Genomic DNA, 17,270 nt, shown 5'->3' on the forward strand with positions numbered 1-17,270 from the left:
CTCGCAGGTGGCTCTTGCAGCGGGGCGTGCGACGGCTAGGGTAACGGCAAAGCTTGAGATGAGGCCTTGCCATGACCCTGACCTTCGCCGCCGCCGATGCGGACGCCCTTCCTCTGCACGTGCTGGAACCGGACGCCGTCGAGACGTGGCTCGACGGTCAGGACGACAGGACCCGTGCCTGGGTCAAGGCGAGCGGTTTTTCCGGCGGGATCGGGGCTGGTCTGATGATCCCGGGCGCCGATGGCGCTCCGGTCGCGGCGCTTGCTGGCTATGGCACGGTGGCGCAGCGTGCGCGCGTGCGCTTTGCGCTGTGCGCCGCTTTGCCCGCGCTCGCCGAGGGCAGCTATCGCGTCGCCAGCGGTTTGCCCGAAACGGATGCGGAGCGCGAAGCGCTGGGCTGGCTGCTGTCGCTATATGCCTTCGAACGTTACAGAAAATCGCCCGCTCCAGCCAAAACGTTGGTCGCGCCCGACGGTGTCGATGCGGCGCGGCTGGAAATCCTCGCCCAAAGCGAGGCTCTGTCGCGCGACCTGATCAACACGCCCGCCGCCGACATGGGGCCGGACGCGCTTGAAAAGGCGGTGCGTGACCTTGCCTACCGGCTCGGTGGCCGCGTCGAGGTGATCAAGGGCGACGATCTTCTCGCACAGAATTTCCCCATGATCCACGCGGTGGGTCGCGCGGGGCCACAGGCGCCGCGGCTGATCGACCTGCGCTGGGGCGACACCGGGCCAAAGCTGACTCTGGTCGGCAAGGGCGTGTGTTTCGACACCGGAGGTCTGAACCTCAAACCCGGCTCTTCGATGGGCCTGATGAAAAAGGACATGGGCGGCGCGGCCAACACCATCGGCCTCGCCCGCGCGATCATGGCCCTGAAACTGCCGGTGCAACTGCGCCTGCTGATCCCGGCGGTGGAAAACAGTGTTTCCACGGACAGCTTTCGCCCCGGCGACATTCTGACCTCGCGCAAGGGGCTGACGGTCGAGATCAACAATACCGATGCCGAGGGGCGTCTCGTTTTGGCGGATGCGCTGACTTACGCCGCCGAGGACGCGCCCGATTTCATGTTGTCCATGGCCACCTTGACCGGGGCCGCGCGCGTGGCCGTGGGGCCGGATCTCGCGCCTTACTATACCGATGACGACACTTTTGCCGAGGCGTTGACGCTAGGCGCCAAAGCCGGGGCCGATCCGGTCTGGCGCATGCCCTTCCACGACCCCTATGAGACGATGATCGAACCGGGCATCGCTGATCTGGACAACGCGCCCTCGGGTGGCTTTGCCGGGTCGATCACCGCCGCGCTGTTCCTGCGCCGTTTTGTTGGCGAGACGCGCTATGCGCATTTTGACATCTACGCCTGGCAACCCTCGGCGGCCCCGGGCCGATCCAAAGGCGGTCTCTGGCAAGGCCCCCGCGCGATCCTGAACGCGCTGCCGCAGGTGCTGGATCTGTAGATGGACCGGCGGCTGACTCCTGCAAACGGTCACGTTGCGCACGTGTCCCTGAAGGGACAAGTCGAGGCAGATCACTTTGTCGATGGGACGCCCGCCACGATTGCGGGCTTCAATGCCCAATTGCAATCGGCTCCGCGTCATGACGCGCCGCTGCTGCGTGAGCTGCTCACGGGCGACCGGGTATTGGTGCTTGAGCGGCGGGATGGCCACGCCTTCGTGGTGTCCGACAAGGATGGATATGTTGGCTGGGTTCCGTACTGGACGCTGTGTGCGGCGCCATTGCCACCGGCGACACATCTTGTCGTCACTCGCGCAACGCATGCCTATTCCCGCCCAGAAATAAAACGGTCGATTGACGCCAGATATTTGTCGCTTGGATCGCGCTTGAGGGTCCTCGAGGAAGGGGATGTCTTTGCGCAAATCGATTATCCCACCCATTGGGAAGACGGTAATGACCATCATCCGGTCGAGCCGTGCTTTGTCCCGAAAGCCCATCTGCGCCCGCTCGATCAGCCAGAAACCGACCCCGTCGCCGTTGCCGAGCGCCTGCTCGGCACGCCTTATCTATGGGGGGGCAACACCGCATTCGGCATCGATTGCTCGGGCCTAGTCCAGATCGCGCTGCTGGCCTGCGGGCAAGACTGCCCGGGCGACAGCGACCTGCAGCAGGCGCATTTTCCCGCCGCTTCGACGCCCGATTACCAACGCGGCGACCTGCTCTTTTGGAGGGGCCATGTCGCCTGGGTCGCCGACCCTGACACCCTGCTTCATGCCAACGCCCACCACATGGCCGTCGCTTATGAGCCGATCGCGGACGCCATCGCCCGCATCCAAACCCAAGGCGATGGTCCGGTCACGTTTCACGCCCGTCCGCACCTTCTTCGGTTCCCAAATACCTCGGGGTGAGGCCAAAGGCCGAGGGGCAGAGCCCCTTCAACAGAAAGGCACAAGATGACTTCTGACAGTTTCTTCCATCCGGTCTCCGGCTTCGACCTGCCCCGCTTCGCCGGGGTCCCCAGCTTCATGCGGCTGCCCGTCGTCCAGCCGGATCATCCCCGTTTCAAGGATGTGCAGGTCGGGCTTGTCGGCGTGCCGTGGGACAGCGGGACGACCAACCGTCCCGGCCCGCGCCACGGCCCGCGCCAGTTGCGCGACGCCTCGACCATGATCCGCGCCCAGCATGCGGTGACCGGCAAACGCCCCTTCGAGACGGTGAATTGCGCCGACCTCGGCGATGTCGGCCCGAACCCGGCCGATATTCAGGACAGCATGGCCCGGATCACGGCCTTCTACGACCGGCTGCATGCCAACGCCATCCGCCCCCTGACGGCGGGCGGCGATCACCTGACCTCGCTGCCGATCCTGCGTGCATTGGCCAAACAGCCCCTTGGCATGGTCCATTTCGACAGCCACACCGACCTGTTCCACTCCTATTTCGGCGGCACGATGTATACCCATGGCACGCCCTTCCGCCGCGCCGTCGAAGAAGGTCTGCTCGACCCGAAACGCGTCATCCAGATCGGTATCCGCGGCACGATGTATGACAGCGAAGACCGCGACTTTGCCAAGGCCGAGGGCATTCGGATCGTCACTATCGAGGACTTCTTTGCGCGCGGGGTCGAGGATGTCATGGCCGAGGCGCGCGAGGTCGTGGGCACCCAGCCGACCTATGTCAGCTACGACATCGACTTCGTCGATCCGACCTTTGCCCCCGGCACCGGCACGCCCGAGGTTGGCGGTCCTAACAGCTATCAAGCGCTTCAGGTCTGCCGCGAACTCGAAGGGCTGAACATCGTCGGGGCCGATCTGGTCGAGGTCTCGCCACCTTTCGACGCCTCGGGGGGCACCGCGTTCCTCGGTGTGTCGATCATGTTCGAATTGCTGTGCGCCATGGTCGACGGCGCGTAGGTCGGGGCTGTGTCCCGACCCGCCTAGTCCACCGGACGGATCAGTTTGCGCTCCAGTACTCGCAACACGGTGCCCAGGTCATGGCCACGTTTCAGAACCTGCCCCTCCATCCCGAATACCGCGTATTCCCCTTGCTTCTGCCGAAGCTTGGGGCGTTTCTCGATCCGGTACAGGGGGTTTTCGGCGGTCCGGCGAAACACGGAAAACACGGCGACATCCCGCAAGGTGGAAATGCCGTAATCCCGCCATTCGCCTGCGGCGACCATACGCCCGTATAACTGCATGATGGGGCCAAGCTCGGTCCGGTGGAAGGCCACCACCTGATCAGGGCCAGATTTGCCGGGAAAGGGCGTGAGGCTGTTCATACCCACAGAGTTGCGCCGAACCCTTAATAAATCAAGTAGATTGCAGCGGAGTGAAGCGGATCGCGACGCTGGCATCCGCTTTTGGCATCGCGGCCATGTCCGCCTCGGCCCTGTCGAGCCAGTTTTCCGCCAAGGGCGACAGGCGGGCATAGGTCACCGCCACCGCGCCATGCAGGTCGCGCGGTTCCAGCCCGGCGGGCATCAGTTCCATCGGCACCTCCGGCCAGCGCAACACCAGTCGTCGCCAGCGATGCACCAAGAGCAGGCGCGCGGCGGCCGCGTCCAGCGGGGTGTCCGGCACCTCGGACAAGCTGCGCAGATCGGCGGCCAGCCGCTCGATTGCCAGACGGTGATCGGGGGGCAGCCCCTCCCAGACCTCGGGGCCCGGCTGCAAGGCCCCGGCCAGGCGCACCCCCTTGGCCGCGACATCCCCGGGTAGCAGCGACCCGCCCGCCAAGGGCAAGCCCCCGGGCACCTCGCGCGGCGTGAATGTCCAGACCGGAACGGGGCCGGGGCGTGGCGGCGCATAGATGCGCAGGGTGGCGGGGCCGAACTCCTTCTGGCCACGCGCGGTCAGGGTGTAGCTCGACGTGCGCCCCTCGCGGCGGCTGGTCACCCAGCCATCCGCCGACAACCGCGACAGGGCGGTGCGCAGCGCGCCCCCCTCGATGCCCACGCGCCCCAGCAGGCGCCCCAGCCGCGCGGTGGAAATCCGTCCGCCCCTCGGCTGGACCATGTCGCCAAAGACGGTGATGACCAGCGACCAGATGCGGGGGCGGCCTTCGGCATTCAAATTCGCGATGAGAGGGGATAATCTGTCCATGCTTGGACAATACCGCCTGCGCCTGCGCGAACAATCTCGATAACGCCCTTGCCACCCCCAACCTGCACCGCTATAGGGCGCGGGTTCCCGAAGGGGACATGAGGGCGGGGTGATTCCCGCCTTCTAGGTTCGATGAGGGTGTGCGATGGTCGCCCATCCTCCTCTCAACCTCAATGCCAATGAAGGTATGTTCAATGAACCAGAACATCCGTATCCGGCTCAAGGCGTTTGATTACCGCGTGCTCGATGCCAGCACTCAGGAAATCGTCAACACCGCCAAGCGCACCGGCGCCACCGTTCGTGGTCCGATCCCGCTGCCGAACAAGATCGAGAAATTCACCGTTCTGCGTGGTCCGCACGTCAACAAGAAGTCGCGTGACCAGTTCGAGATCCGTACGCACAAGCGTATGCTCGACATCGTCGATCCGACCCCGCAGACCGTAGACGCCCTCATGAAGCTCGACCTCGCCGCCGGCGTTGACGTCGAGATCAAGGTATAAGGAGGGTTTGCCATGCTGCGTTCCGGAGTGATCGCAAAGAAGATCGGCATGACTCGTCTTTTCATGGAAGACGGCAAGCAGATCCCCGTGACCGTGCTTCAGCTGGACAAGCTGCAAGTGGTCGCACAGCGCACCGATGACAAGGACGGCTACACCGCCGTTCAGCTTGGTGCTGGCACAGCCAAGGCAAAGCGCACGTCCCAAGCGATGCGCGGCCATTTCGCCGCCGCCAACGTGGAACCCAAGCGCAAGGTCGCCGAGTTCCGTGTCGACGCCGACGCGATGATCAATGTCGGTGAGGAAATCACCGCCGATCATTACTTCGAAGGCCAGTTCGTCGACGTTGCGGGCACCACCATCGGTAAAGGTTTTGCCGGTGCGATGAAGCGCCACAACTTCGGTGGTCTGCGCGCCACGCACGGTGTGTCCATTTCGCACCGTTCGCACGGTTCGACCGGTCAGTGTCAGGACCCGGGCAAGGTGTTCAAGGGCAAGAAGATGGCCGGCCACATGGGTGCCGTTCGTGTCACCACGCAGAACCTGCAGGTCGTCAAGACCGACGCAGACCGTGGTCTGATCATGATCAAGGGTGCCGTGCCGGGTTCCAAGGGTGGCTGGGTGACCGTCAAGGACGCCGTCAAGAAGCCGTTCCCCGAGAACGCGATTCTGCCCGCCGCGCTGAAGTCCGCCGCTGAAGAAGCCGCGAAAGCCGCCGAAGAGGCAGCCGCCGCAGCAGCAGCCGAGGCCGAAGCAGAAGCCAAGCGTCTCGCCGAAGAGCAGGCCGCCGCCGAAGCCGAAGCGTTGAAAGCAGCCGAGGCTGAAATCGAGGCCGAGAAGAAGGAAGGCGAAGAATGAAACTCGACGTCATCAAACTCGACGGCGGGGCCGCCGGTTCGGTCGACCTGACCGACGAGATCTTCGATCTCGAGCCGCGTGCGGACATCCTGCACCGCGTCGTCCGCTGGCAGCGCAACAAGGCGCAGGCCGGCACTCACAAGGTCAAGACCCGGTCCGAAGTGTCCTACTCGACCAAGAAGATCTATCGCCAGAAGGGCACCGGCGGCGCACGCCACGGCTCCCGAAAGGCGCCGATCTTCCGCAAGGGTGGTATCTACAAGGGGCCGACCCCGCGGAGCCACGCCCACGACCTGCCCAAGAAGGTCCGCGCGCTCGGCCTGCGTATGGCTTTGTCTGCCAAGGCAAAGACCGGCTCGCTGGTGATCATCGAGAACGTGGACACCGACGGAAAGACCAAGACCTTGGCCAGCCAGGTCAAGGCTCTGGGCTGGAAGCGCGCGCTGATCATCGATGGGGCATCCGTGAACGAAGGTTTCGCTCAGGCTGCTCGCAACATCGAAGGTCTGGACGTGCTGCCCTCGATGGGCGCGAATGTCTATGACATCCTCAAGCGTGACACCCTGGTGATCACGAAGGCGGGTGTCGAAGCACTGGAGGCTCGACTGAAATGAGCGCGAAGGCAGAACATTACGACGTGATCCGCAAGCCGATCATCACCGAGAAATCCACCATGGCGTCCGAGAACGGCGCAGTGGTCTTCGAAGTGGCGATCGACGCGGCGAAACCCCAGATCAAGGAGGCCGTTGAAAGCCTCTTTGGTGTGAAGGTGAAGGCGGTCAACACCACCATCACCAAGGGCAAGGTCAAGCGCTTCCGCGGCCAACTGGGCAAGCGGCGCGACGTCAAGAAGGCCTATGTCACCCTCGAAGAGGGCAACACGATCGACGTATCGACCGGCCTCTGATCCTTCGTGGATTTGGAATGAAAGGCCCCCGGGAAACCGGGGGTCTTTTGCGTTTTGGGGGTCATCCCTGTCGGACATAGCTGCGCTGCCTTGCGCGTGTGACCCCACTGCGCGGGATCAAGGGCGATAGCCCGCCGCGCCAGAGCCGACGCGCCCCCAAGCGGCGGCTCTATGGTTAGGTCCGGGAATGACCTGTGAGGTCCTGCGGATGTGTCGAGATAAAGCGCACCCGCTCCACCGTCAGAGAGCCACCGCGCGCGCCGTCTCTGGCGAGGCTAGCCGTGGAACTCGCCGGTCGATATTGTGCTGGCTTGTTTTCCCTGTCAGTCTGTTTGGAAATCTATTTTGAGGGCAGGTCATGGATCGGCAGACCCGCAACGGTTTCGCGTTGGGCCTAGTCGCAGGCATTTCTGTTGCGCTTATACTGCTTCTTTTCGGGCAAAGTCTCTTGGCAACCATTGACTGCGTTTTGATGAATGATTGCTCTACGCTTCAACAGCTTTATGGAGTCAGAGGCGGCGATCGGCCAATGTTGCTGCAAAGACTTGTCAGAGCGGAAGACTCATTGGCTCAGTGGCTGATTGCGTGCCTCACGCTCGTAGCTACGGCGATAAGCGCGGTGGCAGTTCTTTTGGTGTTGAAGACGTTGAATGTGACGCGGGACACTCTGATCGCCACACAGCAAATGAACCTTACTACGCGAAGTATTGGCGAAGTTCAGACGCGTGCCTACATAAGCATAGGTGAGACAGAGGTTAAGATTGACGACACCGAGTGTAGGATTGACATTGTCATGCGAAATCGTGGCCAGTCACCGGCACGAAGGCTTCGAGTAACGGCTCGCCCAAAAACGTCGCAAAATCCTGAAAGATCCGCGTCACTGGTGCCATTTCCAATAGATCGTCGATCAAACGATTTTTCCAGTATATTGGACCTGGGACCTGGTGAGACGTTCCACTTACGGGTTCGGATCCCAATAAATGGTAACTCGTCTGAAGTTTGGGATCCCGAAACCTTCGGCTTTTCAGTGACCGCATCTGCAACATATTTTGATATCTACGGTAAGAGGCGGAAACTCGTCTACTTCGGGTGGATAACTGAATCCCTCTACAAGGCTGGTGAAACGCGTCTGATTAAGGGGAACCGTTTCAATCGAGGGACATAGGCTGAATAGAAGCTTGTTTGACGGCTCCCCTTGACCCCCCACCGCAAACCCCCTATCAGGCCCCATCGGCCTAGCCCCGGGATTCGTTCCGGGGCTTTGCTGTTGTTCTGGCGCCACGCGTCCCGGGCTTGACCCGGGACCTCTAGGTGGAGGCCCCGGGTCAAGCCCGGGGCGTGGGTCACCCAGCACACAACCCGGGCACCTACGGGGGCCTACAACCGAAACCGGCGGGGGTAACCTCGCCAATGCTTACGGAAGACAGAGAAGCATGGCACTCAAGTCGTATAAACCGACGACGCCTGGCCAGCGCGGGCTGGTTCTGATCGACCGTTCGGAGCTGTACAAGGGACGCCCCGTCAAGGCCCTCACCGAGGGTCTGACGAAGAAGGGTGGCCGGAACAACACCGGACGGATCACCGCACGCCGCCGCGGCGGTGGCGCAAAGCGTCTGTATCGCATCGTCGATTTCAAGCGGAATAAGTTCGACATCTCGGGCACCGTCGCCCGGATCGAATATGACCCGAACCGCACCGCCTTCATCGCCCTCATCCAGTATGACGACGGCGAGCAGGCCTACATCCTCGCCCCGCAGCGTCTTGCCATCGGTGACAAGGTCGTGTCCTCGCAAAAGGCCGACATCAAGCCGGGCAACACCATGCCGTTCTCCGGCATGCCGATCGGGACGATCGTCCACAACATCGAGCTGAAGCCCGGCAAGGGTGGCCAGATCGCACGCGCCGCGGGCACCTACGCCCAGTTCGTCGGCCGTGACGGTGGTTACGCCCAGATCCGCCTGTCCTCGGGCGAACTGCGCCTCGTGCGTCAGGAATGCCTGGCGACGGTTGGCGCGGTGTCGAACCCCGACAACTCGAACCAGAACCTCGGCAAAGCCGGTCGCGTGCGCCATATGGGCAAGCGTCCCTCCGTCCGCGGTGTCGTCATGAACCCGATCGACCACCCGCACGGCGGTGGTGAAGGCCGCACCTCTGGTGGCCGTCACCCGGTGACTCCGTGGGGCAAGCCGACCAAGGGCAAGAAGACCCGCAACACCAACAAGGCGTCGCAGAAGCTGATCATCCGCTCGCGTCACGCCAAGAAGAAGGGGCGGTAATCCATGTCGCGTTCCGTCTGGAAAGGTCCGTTCGTCGACTCTTATGTCCTGAAGAAGGCAGAGAAGTCGCGCGAGTCCGGCAAGAACGAAGTCATCAAGATCTGGTCGCGCCGCTCGACGATCCTGCCCCAGTTCGTGGGTCTGACGTTTGGCGTCTACAACGGTCACAAGCATGTGCCGGTGCAGATCAGCGAAGACATGATCGGTCAGAAGTTCGGTGAATATTCGCCGACCCGTACCTATTACGGGCACGCGGCCGACAAGAAAGCGAAGAGGAAGTAAGCCATGGCGAAGGAAAAGAATCCCCGCCGCGTGGCGGACAACGAGGCAATGGCCAAGCTGCGCATGCTGCGCACTTCGCCGCAAAAGCTGAACCTCGTCGCTGGTCTGATCCGCGGCAAGAAGGTTGAAAAGGCTCTCACGGACCTGACCTTCTCGAAGAAGCGCATCGCTGTCGACGTGAAGAAGTGCCTGCAGTCCGCAATTGCGAACGCCGAGAACAACCACGGTCTGGACGTCGACGAACTGGTCGTCGCCGAGGCATATGTGGGCAAGAACCTTGTGATGAAGCGTGGCCGTCCGCGGGCACGTGGCCGCTTTGGTCGCATCAACAAGCCGTTCTCGGAAATCACCATTCTGGTGCGTCAAGTCGAGGAGCAAGCCTGATGGGTAACAAAACCAATCCGATCGGCATGCGCCTGCAGGTCAACCGCACCTGGGACAGCCGCTGGTACGCCGACACGAAGGATTACGGGGATCTCCTGCTGGAGGACCTGCGTATCCGTGATTTCATTCACACCGAGTGCAAGCAGGCCGGTATTGCCCGCGTGATCATCGAACGCCCCCACAAGAAGTGCCGTGTGACCATTCACACCGCGCGTCCGGGCGTGATCATCGGCAAGAAAGGCGCGGACATCGAAGTTCTTCGCAAGAAGATCGCGCGCATGACCGACTCTGAACTGCACCTGAACATCGTCGAAGTGCGCAAGCCGGAACTCGACGCACAGCTGGTTGGCGAGTCGATCGCCCAGCAGCTGGAGCGCCGTGTGTCCTTCCGCCGCGCGATGAAGCGGGCCGTGCAGAACGCCATGCGCATGGGCGCCCTGGGTATCCGGGTGAACGTTGCAGGTCGTCTGGGCGGTGCGGAAATCGCACGGACCGAATGGTACCGCGAAGGCCGCGTGCCTCTGCACACCCTGCGTGCCGATATCGATTACGCGAATGTCGAGGCGACCACGCCCTACGGCATCATCGGGATCAAGGTCTGGATCTTCAAAGGGGAGATCATGGAGCATGACCCGCAAGCGCGTGACCGCAAGGCACAGGAACTTCAGGACGGCCCGGCCCCTCGTGGTGCTGGCGGTCGTCGCGATGACCGGAGGTAAGCGATATGCTTCAGCCTAAGCGTACAAAATTCCGCAAGATGCACAAAGGCCGGATCAAGGGTGAAGCCAAGGGCGGCTCTGATCTGAACTTTGGCCATTACGGTCTGAAGGCCACCGAGCCGGAGCGTGTCACCGCGCGCCAGATCGAGGCCGCCCGTCGTGCCATGACGCGTCACATGAAGCGTCAGGGTCGCGTCTGGATCCGCATCTTCCCGGACACCCCCGTGACCGCGAAGCCCATCGAAGTGCGTATGGGTAAGGGTAAAGGCTCTGTCGACCGTTGGGTCTGCAAGGTGAAGCCCGGCCGCGTGATGTTCGAGATCGACGGCGTGAACGAAGAAATCGCACGTGAGGCCCTGCGCCTTGCCGCGATGAAGCTGCCGATCAAGACTCGCGTCGTGGTTCGCGAAGACTGGTAAGTCTTTGCACCGAGCAGATGTAGGATGGGTGATCACCCATCCTACCTTGGATTTGCCCCCGTCGCAGAGATGCGGCGGGGGTTTTGCTTTGGTGCGGACACAAGGCCGCCTCGGACCTCGCCACGCCGGGTCCTCTTGCGTTGTGGCCGGAAACGCGCGACAGCGGGGGCAAACCCGATAGGAGTCCCGCCATGGCCCAGATCCGTTCCCTGTTCGCCACCCGCCTGTATCGCGCCGCCCTGTCCGAGCATGGCCCGGCCATCGACGCAGCCGAGCTTGAGGCGTCGTGCTATTCCATCGCCGAGGATGACGAGGCCGGGCAGGAATGGTGCGAGACCGAGGGCTATCCCGGCTACACCTCCTACGCCTCGCTGACCGACCTGCCGTGGCGCTTTCCGATCTTTGCCGATCTGGTGAAATCGCTCGACGCGCATGTCGCCGCTTTCGTCAAGGATCTGGAACTGGACCTCGGTGACAAGCAGCTTGTCCTCGAAGACATCTGGATCAACATCCTGCCCGAGGGCGGCATGCATGGCCTGCACATCCACCCGCATTCGGTGATTTCCGGCACGACCTATGTGGCCATGCCCGAAGGCGCCTCGGCGCTGAAGCTCGAAGATCCGCGACTGGGCTACATGATGGCAGCCCCCGCGCGGCGCAAGGGCTGCCGCGAGGAGTTGAAGACCTTCGTCTATGAAAAGCCCGCCGTCGGTGACGTGCTGCTGTGGGAAAGCTGGTTGCGCCACGAGGTGCCGCTGAACATGGCCGAGGATGACCGGGTCAGCGTCAGCTTCAACTACAAGTGGGAATGAGCGCCACACGCACCGTCACAGGCCGACCGGGGCAGGGCCCAGCCCATCACGTCGGTGACATAGCTCTGACGCAGGGCGACCTCGTCGACATTGTGGACGCGCAGGTAGCGGTAGAGGGCGCGCATGTAATCGGCGCGCGGACATTTGTCCTGCATCGCGCAGTCGATCCGCGGCGCAGTCTGGCTGCGGTCATGTGACATGGCGGTCCCCCTTCTGCTTGCGGCCCGGTGCGGTTTGCCATCCGGGCGTAAAGATTGCGTGACAGTATATAAGGCCCTGCGCCGAAAGTGACACCGCCCCTTGGGGTCAAAGTGGTTGGATCGGTGGCGACAGGCCGGTCGCGGCGCGTGCCGCCGGACAGCCATCCTGAACCTTGCGCCAAGTCAGGACGTTCTGCGACATGGCGCAGCGGGCGAGAAAACTTTGCCCGCCGACCGTCAGACAGATGACCTGTCCCAGCGGCGTCTCCGTTCCGCCCTTGCCGATGCAGGCACAGTCGGCCTGTGCGGTTTGCGCAATGGCAGGAGAGGCGGTGAGCAGAAGGGCGATCAGAGCGCGTTTCATGCCATAGCATATCACAAAACCGCCGCTCCGGGAATGCTCAATTTCTAGTTGAGCAAGACAGGGGTGCTGGTGCCGGCAAAGGTAACGTCATCCCAAGTGATGTCCGCACCGCGCAGGTCGATCACCACGTCGCGGGCGTCGAGCGTGTCGCTTTCGTAACGCAGCACCAGCTCGGTTACGCCCCCACTTTGGGCGATCCGTGCGGTGGTCAGCGCATAGGCCGGGTCGACCGGGTCGGCGTCGATCAGCAAGACATCCTCGCCCGGTGTGAAATCGGCGATCTCGACCGCGTCGAAGCGCCAAGTGCCCTCGCGCTCCTGCCAGGTCGGATCGGGTTGGAAGGCGGCGTCATCGACTGCTGCCCCTTCGCTTATGGTCAGCTCCCAAGTGTCGGCGCCCGCACCGCCGAACATGGCGCCGACCGTGACATCGGAGCCGCTGGTTATCGCACGCTCCGACAGGCGGATCGTATCGTCCCCGGCCCCCGCGTCGGCCGTCAGACCATAGAGCGCACCGTTGGTCTGTTGTCCATTGACGGTCAGCAGGTCATCGCCATCGCCGCCCAGGATTGTGCCATGGAAGTCTCTGCCAAGGTAGTCGATGGTGTCGCTGCCTGCGCCACCTTCGATCAAGGCGGGGTCCGAACCACTTGTGGCGATGGCGATCCGGTCATCTCCGTCACCGCCGCTGACGGTCGCATCTTCCAAGCGGAATGCCTCGATCAGGTCATCGCCTGCGCCACCGGCGATCTGGCCAAAGTCCAAGGCACCTTGCATCGCGATCGTGTCATTCCCGTCCTCCCCAAGAAGGGTGCCGCTTAACTGAACGCCGGCCAGGTTCAAATCGATCAGATCGTCACCTGCACCGGCGGCGATGGACACATAGTTGCCGCCGATGGCATCGTCCGCCAGGGTGTAAGTGTCATTGCCGTCGGTCCCGCCGAGCGTCGTGTCATAGCCGACAAGGAAGGTTTGGCCTGTCTGCTCAACGACAAGAGTGTCCTCTTCGACCGGGTCGAGACTGTCATCCTCGCCGGGGTCCGCATCGTCCTCCTGCTCCGGCCCAGCGGTTTGGAATGCGGCGAAGCTAACGCCCAGCATCATCATGCTTAGAAGAAGAAAGCCATTCATGCTGCGCGCCCCCTGTCAGCGTCAAAAACAACCGTGCAGCGACCTGCCTAAAGCACAACTTTGTCGCGTTTCTGGCATGTTGATGACCATTCTGCCGGGACGGTAAAGTGTTGAGATGAACAGGGTCTGAATCCCTGTGTTCCGAGGCGGATTTACCCCTTGCCAGACTCGGATGCGGGGCATATACGGCCCCCTTATGCACGTCCGAACGGAATCAGTGCGCCTTTGGCGCGCCGGTCCCGTTTTTTGTCTGAAACTCACCAGGTGCACGGGTGACTTGGAACCAACCGTCCAAGGCTTGCTGGTGAAAAGAAAGGAAAAGGCGATGAACGCCAAGGAACTGAATGACAAGACGCCGGACCAGCTCCGCGACGAGCTTGTCTCGCTGAAGAAAGAGGCCTTCAACCTCCGCTTCCAGCAGGCCACCGGCCAACTCGAAAACACCGCTCGCGTCCGCCAGGTGCGCCGCGACGTTGCGCGTGTGAAGACCGTTCTGAATGCAAAAGCCGCCGCAGCGGCGCAAGGGGAGTAATCCAACATGCCCAAGCGTATCCTGCAAGGCACCGTGACCTCGACTTCGAACACCCAGACCGTGACGGTTCTGGTCGAGCGCCGCTTCAAGCATCCGGTTCTGCAAAAGACGGTGAAGCGCACCAAGAAATACCGCGCTCATGACGAGGCGGAGAAGTTCGCTGTCGGCGATATGGTCCGCATCATCGAATGCGCACCGAAGTCGAAGACGAAGCGCTGGGAAGTGATCGCAGAATAAGCGGGTGCGCCTCGGGGGACTCCTCGGGGCCTTCGCTTTTTCCTGCGGTGATGAACAGCATCATCGAAACCCTGGGGGGCTGAACAAGAACAACCCCCAAAGGTCGGGAGAAACCAAATGATCCAGATGCAGACCAATCTGGATGTTGCTGACAATTCCGGTGCCCGGAAAGTTCAGTGCATCAAGGTCCTCGGCGGTTCGCACCGTCGTTATGCATCCGTGGGCGACATCATCGTGGTGTCGGTCAAGGAAGCAATTCCGCGTGGTCGCGTGAAAAAGGGTGACGTCCGCAAGGCCGTCGTCGTGCGCACCGCAAAGGAAGTTCGCCGCGAAGATGGCACCGCGATCCGTTTCGATCGCAATGCCGCCGTGATCCTCAACAACAACAACGAGCCCGTCGGTACGCGTATCTTCGGCCCGGTTGTTCGCGAGCTGCGCGCCAAGAACTTCATGAAGATCATCTCGCTGGCTCCGGAGGTGCTCTGATGGCTGCGAAACTCAAGAAGGGTGACAAGGTCGTCGTGCTTGCCGGTAAGGACAAGGGCAAGACCGGTGCAATCGTCTCCGTCGATCCGAAGGCCGGCAAGGCCGTCGTCGACGGCGTGAACGTCGCCATCCGCCACACCCGCCAGTCGCAAACGTCGCAAGGTGGCCGCCTGCCCAAGGCCCTGCCGATCGACCTTTCGAACCTGGCGATCGTCGATGCCAACGGCAAGGCAACCCGCGTCGGCTTCCGCATGGAAGACGGCAAGAAGGTCCGCTTTGCCAAGACCACCGGGGACGTGATCTGATGCTTGACGCTGCAACCTACACCCCGCGCCTGAAGGCCACTTTCCGCGACACCATCAAGGCCGCGATGAAAGAGGAATTCGGCTACACCAACGACATGCAGATCCCGCGCCTGGACAAGATCGTCCTGAACATCGGCTGCGGTGCAGAAGCTGTACGCGATTCGAAGAAGGCCAAGTCGGCCATCGAGGATCTGACCAAGATCGCCGGCCAGCAGGCCGTCGGCACGAAGGCCAAGAACAGCCACGCGCCGTTCCGCCTGCGTGAGGGCATGATCATCGGTGCGAAGGTGACCCTTCGTGATGTGCGCATGTATGAATTCCTGGACCGTCTCGTGACCGTCGCGATGCCCCGCATCCGCGACTTCCGTGGCGTGAAGCCGTCGTTCGACGGTCGTGGCAACTTTGCCACCGGTCTGAAGGAACACATCGTGTTCCCCGAGATCGAGTTCGACAAGGTCGACGAAGTCTGGGGCATGGACATCATCATCACCACCACTGCGAAAGCCTACGGTGAGCACACCGCAGACGCGCAGGCCAAGGCGCTGTTGAAGCATTTCAACATGCCGTTCAACGCGTAAGGAGCTGTAGACATGGCCAAGAAATCCATGGTCGAACGCGAGAAGAAGCGTCAGCGCCTGGTGGAAAAGTATGCCGCCAAGCGTGCCGAGCTGAAAGAAATCGCAAACGACGAATCCAAGCCGATGGAAGAGCGCTTCAAGGCGCGTCTGAAACTGGCGAAACTGCCCCGCAACTCGGCGCCCAGCCGTTTGCACAACCGCTGCCAGCTGACTGGCCGTCCGCATGCCTACTATCGCAAGCTCAAGATCTCCCGGATCATGCTGCGCGAGCTGGGCTCGAACGGCAAGCTGCCCGGCGTCGTGAAATCCAGCTGGTAAGGGAGGGTATAAGATGAACGATCCTATCGGCGATATGCTCACCCGTATCCGCAACGCCCAGATGCGTGGCAAGTCGACCGTGTCGACCCCGGCATCCAAGCTGCGCGGCTGGGTTCTCGATGTGCTCGCAGACGAAGGCTATATCCGTGGTTACGAGAAGGGCACCGATACAAACGGTCACCCGACTCTGGAAATCTCGCTGAAGTACTACGAGGGCACCCCGGTGATCCGCGAAGTCAAGCGCGTCTCCAAGCCCGGCCGCCGCGTCTACATGGGCGTGAATGACATCCCGCAGGTCCGTCAGGGTCTGGGTGTGTCGATTGTCTCCACCTCCAAAGGTGTGATGTCGGACGCAAACGCTCGCAGCCAGAACATCGGCGGCGAAGTGATCTGCACCGTATTCTAAGGAGGCTTATCAATGTCTCGTATTGGGAAAAAGCCGGTCGAACTGCCGTCGGGCGTGGAGGCGAAAGTCTCCGGTCAGACAATCGAAGTGAAGGGTCCGAAAGGCACCCAGAGCTTCACCGCGACCGATGACGTCACCATCACCGTCGAAGACAGCACCGTGAAGGTGGAACCGCGTGGCAAGTCCAAGCGCGCCCGCCAGCAGTGGGGCATGTCCCGCACGATCGTGGCGAACCTCGTCCATGGCGTCCAGAACACCTTCAAGAAGGAACTGGAAATCCAGGGTGTGGGTTATCGCGCCGCGCTGCAGGGCAACTCGCTCCGCCTGAACCTTGGTTACAGCCATGACGTGGATTTCGCGATCCCGCAGGGCATCACCATCACGGTTCCGAAGCCGACCGAAATCATCATCGAAGGTCACGACGCCCAGCAGGTTGGTCAGGTTGCTGCCAACATCCGCGACTGGCGCCGTCCCGAGCCCTACAAAGGCAAGGGTATTCGCTACAAGGGCGAATATATCTTCATGAAAGAAGGCAAGAAGAAGTAAGGACGCAAGGCTATGGCAAACAGCAAACGTGCTCTGTTCCAGAAGCGCCGCATGCGCGTCCGGAGCAAACTCCGCAAGGTCAACGCAGGTCGCGTTCGCCTTTCGGTTCACCGTTCGAACAAGAACATCTCTGTTCAGCTCATCGACGATGTGGCCGGCCGCACCTTGGCCGCCGCTTCGACGCTGGAGAAGGATCTGGGTGTTGTCGGCAAGAACAACATCGAAGCCGCAAGCAAGGTGGGCGCTGCAATCGCAGAGCGCGCCAAGGCGGCCGGTGTGTCCGAGGCGTATTTCGATCGCGGTGGCTTCCTCTTCCACGGCAAGGTGAAGGCTCTGGCCGACGCCGCGCGTGAAGGCGGTCTGAAGATCTAAGTCAGGGTAGGATGGGTGATCACCCATCCTACATCAGGACAGCGCCCTGTGATGGGGCGCTTTTCGCAGAGTAGGCGGCAACGCCTCGATGA

General features: G+C 62.0%; 27 protein-coding genes. 22 read left to right on the forward strand and 5 right to left on the reverse strand.

Annotation, left to right across the window (positions count from 1 at the left end; translation table 11 throughout):
* The first annotated feature begins 71 nt into the window (after positions 1 to 71).
* From D8Z78_RS12135 to speB, 3 genes are read left to right on the forward strand one after another with little or no spacing between them, the layout of a single operon-like run.
* The gene (locus tag D8Z78_RS12135; RefSeq protein WP_121631211.1) at positions 72 to 1,454 is read left to right on the forward strand and encodes a leucyl aminopeptidase family protein; all 1,383 of its coding nucleotides are present in this window, start codon (positions 72 to 74) and stop codon (positions 1,452 to 1,454) included.
* Positions 1,455 to 2,360: a C40 family peptidase gene (locus D8Z78_RS12140; RefSeq protein ID WP_121631212.1), complete on the forward strand. Its 906-nt coding sequence runs from the start codon at positions 1,455 to 1,457 to the stop codon at positions 2,358 to 2,360.
* A gap of 45 nt (positions 2,361 to 2,405) precedes the next feature.
* Complete coding sequence (gene speB, locus D8Z78_RS12145; RefSeq protein ID WP_121631213.1) at positions 2,406 to 3,362, forward strand: agmatinase; 957 nt, start codon at positions 2,406 to 2,408, stop codon at positions 3,360 to 3,362.
* A gap of 23 nt (positions 3,363 to 3,385) precedes the next feature.
* Here speB and D8Z78_RS12150 read toward each other — a convergent pair whose 3' ends face one another.
* Positions 3,386 to 3,727 (reverse strand): DUF2794 domain-containing protein, encoded by a 342-nt coding sequence (locus D8Z78_RS12150; protein WP_121631214.1) that lies wholly within the window; start codon positions 3,725 to 3,727, stop codon positions 3,386 to 3,388.
* A 31-nt stretch (positions 3,728 to 3,758) separates the two neighbouring features.
* Positions 3,759 to 4,550 (reverse strand): PaaX family transcriptional regulator C-terminal domain-containing protein, encoded by a 792-nt coding sequence (locus tag D8Z78_RS12155; protein ID WP_121631215.1) that lies wholly within the window; start codon positions 4,548 to 4,550, stop codon positions 3,759 to 3,761.
* 179 nt (positions 4,551 to 4,729) lie between these two features.
* On the opposite strand from D8Z78_RS12155, the gene rpsJ reads away from it, so the two are divergent.
* The 10 genes from rpsJ (at position 4,730) to D8Z78_RS12205 (ending at position 11,704) form a co-directional block, all read left to right on the forward strand.
* Positions 4,730 to 5,050, forward strand: a complete 321-nt coding sequence (gene rpsJ / locus D8Z78_RS12160) for a 30S ribosomal protein S10 (RefSeq protein ID WP_420824315.1) — start codon at positions 4,730 to 4,732, stop codon at positions 5,048 to 5,050.
* A 12-nt stretch (positions 5,051 to 5,062) separates the two neighbouring features.
* Positions 5,063 to 5,905 (forward strand): 50S ribosomal protein L3, encoded by an 843-nt coding sequence (gene rplC / locus D8Z78_RS12165; protein WP_121631217.1) that lies wholly within the window; start codon positions 5,063 to 5,065, stop codon positions 5,903 to 5,905.
* Complete coding sequence (gene rplD, locus D8Z78_RS12170; protein WP_121631218.1) at positions 5,902 to 6,519, forward strand: 50S ribosomal protein L4; 618 nt, start codon at positions 5,902 to 5,904, stop codon at positions 6,517 to 6,519. Before rplC ends, rplD begins: the two co-directional genes overlap by 4 nt.
* Complete coding sequence (locus D8Z78_RS12175; RefSeq protein ID WP_121631219.1) at positions 6,516 to 6,812, forward strand: 50S ribosomal protein L23; 297 nt, start codon at positions 6,516 to 6,518, stop codon at positions 6,810 to 6,812. Before rplD ends, D8Z78_RS12175 begins: the two co-directional genes overlap by 4 nt.
* A 1,433-nt stretch (positions 6,813 to 8,245) precedes the next feature.
* Entirely contained in the window at positions 8,246 to 9,088 is an 843-nt protein-coding gene (rplB, locus tag D8Z78_RS12180; protein WP_121631220.1) for a 50S ribosomal protein L2, read from the forward strand.
* 3 nt (positions 9,089 to 9,091) lie between these two features.
* Positions 9,092 to 9,370 carry a 30S ribosomal protein S19 gene (gene rpsS / locus D8Z78_RS12185; RefSeq protein WP_121631221.1) on the forward strand — a complete coding sequence of 93 codons (279 nt, stop codon included), beginning with the start codon at positions 9,092 to 9,094 and terminating at the stop codon, positions 9,368 to 9,370.
* 3 nt (positions 9,371 to 9,373) lie between these two features.
* Positions 9,374 to 9,754 (forward strand): 50S ribosomal protein L22, encoded by a 381-nt coding sequence (rplV, locus tag D8Z78_RS12190; protein WP_121631222.1) that lies wholly within the window; start codon positions 9,374 to 9,376, stop codon positions 9,752 to 9,754.
* Entirely contained in the window at positions 9,754 to 10,473 is a 720-nt protein-coding gene (rpsC, locus tag D8Z78_RS12195; RefSeq protein WP_121631223.1) for a 30S ribosomal protein S3, read from the forward strand. The genes rplV and rpsC overlap by 1 nt, the downstream gene beginning before the upstream one ends.
* A 5-nt stretch (positions 10,474 to 10,478) precedes the next feature.
* On the forward strand, positions 10,479 to 10,892 hold the full coding sequence (gene rplP / locus D8Z78_RS12200) for a 50S ribosomal protein L16 (RefSeq protein WP_121631224.1): 414 nt from the start codon (positions 10,479 to 10,481) through the stop codon (positions 10,890 to 10,892).
* A gap of 191 nt (positions 10,893 to 11,083) precedes the next feature.
* Positions 11,084 to 11,704 (forward strand): TIGR02466 family protein, encoded by a 621-nt coding sequence (locus D8Z78_RS12205; protein ID WP_121631225.1) that lies wholly within the window; start codon positions 11,084 to 11,086, stop codon positions 11,702 to 11,704.
* On the opposite strand, the gene D8Z78_RS12210 is transcribed toward D8Z78_RS12205, so the two are convergent.
* From D8Z78_RS12210 to D8Z78_RS12220, 3 genes are all read right to left on the reverse strand, one after another.
* A complete protein-coding gene (locus D8Z78_RS12210) occupies positions 11,689 to 11,904 on the reverse strand; it encodes a hypothetical protein (protein ID WP_121631226.1) in 216 nt (71 codons plus the stop codon). The two genes, D8Z78_RS12205 and D8Z78_RS12210, sit on opposite strands and share 16 nt — an antisense overlap.
* 106 nt (positions 11,905 to 12,010) lie before the next feature.
* Positions 12,011 to 12,268, reverse strand: a complete 258-nt coding sequence (locus tag D8Z78_RS12215; RefSeq protein WP_121631227.1) for a hypothetical protein — start codon at positions 12,266 to 12,268, stop codon at positions 12,011 to 12,013.
* 44 nt (positions 12,269 to 12,312) lie between these two features.
* Positions 12,313 to 13,398: a hypothetical protein gene (locus tag D8Z78_RS12220; RefSeq protein WP_121631228.1), complete on the reverse strand. Its 1,086-nt coding sequence runs from the start codon at positions 13,396 to 13,398 to the stop codon at positions 12,313 to 12,315.
* A gap of 325 nt (positions 13,399 to 13,723) precedes the next feature.
* Between D8Z78_RS12220 and rpmC the strand changes: the two genes are divergently transcribed.
* The 9 genes from rpmC (at position 13,724) to rplR (ending at position 17,178) form a co-directional block, all read left to right on the forward strand.
* Entirely contained in the window at positions 13,724 to 13,930 is a 207-nt protein-coding gene (gene rpmC / locus D8Z78_RS12225; RefSeq protein WP_121631229.1) for a 50S ribosomal protein L29, read from the forward strand.
* 6 nt (positions 13,931 to 13,936) lie between these two features.
* Entirely contained in the window at positions 13,937 to 14,167 is a 231-nt protein-coding gene (rpsQ, locus tag D8Z78_RS12230) for a 30S ribosomal protein S17 (RefSeq protein ID WP_121631230.1), read from the forward strand.
* 117 nt (positions 14,168 to 14,284) lie between these two features.
* A complete protein-coding gene (gene rplN / locus D8Z78_RS12235; protein WP_107975769.1) occupies positions 14,285 to 14,653 on the forward strand; it encodes a 50S ribosomal protein L14 in 369 nt (122 codons plus the stop codon).
* Positions 14,653 to 14,958 carry a 50S ribosomal protein L24 gene (gene rplX, locus D8Z78_RS12240; RefSeq protein WP_121631231.1) on the forward strand — a complete coding sequence of 102 codons (306 nt, stop codon included), beginning with the start codon at positions 14,653 to 14,655 and terminating at the stop codon, positions 14,956 to 14,958. Before rplN ends, rplX begins: the two co-directional genes overlap by 1 nt.
* Complete coding sequence (gene rplE, locus D8Z78_RS12245) at positions 14,958 to 15,536, forward strand: 50S ribosomal protein L5 (RefSeq protein WP_121631232.1); 579 nt, start codon at positions 14,958 to 14,960, stop codon at positions 15,534 to 15,536. Before rplX ends, rplE begins: the two co-directional genes overlap by 1 nt.
* A 12-nt stretch (positions 15,537 to 15,548) precedes the next feature.
* Positions 15,549 to 15,854, forward strand: a complete 306-nt coding sequence (gene rpsN / locus D8Z78_RS12250; protein ID WP_121631233.1) for a 30S ribosomal protein S14 — start codon at positions 15,549 to 15,551, stop codon at positions 15,852 to 15,854.
* 13 nt (positions 15,855 to 15,867) lie between these two features.
* Positions 15,868 to 16,260 carry a 30S ribosomal protein S8 gene (gene rpsH / locus D8Z78_RS12255; RefSeq protein ID WP_121631234.1) on the forward strand — a complete coding sequence of 131 codons (393 nt, stop codon included), beginning with the start codon at positions 15,868 to 15,870 and terminating at the stop codon, positions 16,258 to 16,260.
* Positions 16,261 to 16,272: 12 nt separating this feature from the next.
* On the forward strand, positions 16,273 to 16,806 hold the full coding sequence (gene rplF, locus D8Z78_RS12260; RefSeq protein ID WP_121631235.1) for a 50S ribosomal protein L6: 534 nt from the start codon (positions 16,273 to 16,275) through the stop codon (positions 16,804 to 16,806).
* 12 nt (positions 16,807 to 16,818) lie between these two features.
* On the forward strand, positions 16,819 to 17,178 hold the full coding sequence (gene rplR, locus D8Z78_RS12265; protein ID WP_121631236.1) for a 50S ribosomal protein L18: 360 nt from the start codon (positions 16,819 to 16,821) through the stop codon (positions 17,176 to 17,178).
* The last annotated feature ends 92 nt before the right edge of the window (positions 17,179 to 17,270 follow it).

This window comes from Tropicibacter alexandrii, assembly GCF_003667315.2.
GTDB lineage: Bacteria > Pseudomonadota > Alphaproteobacteria > Rhodobacterales > Rhodobacteraceae > Tropicibacter > Tropicibacter alexandrii.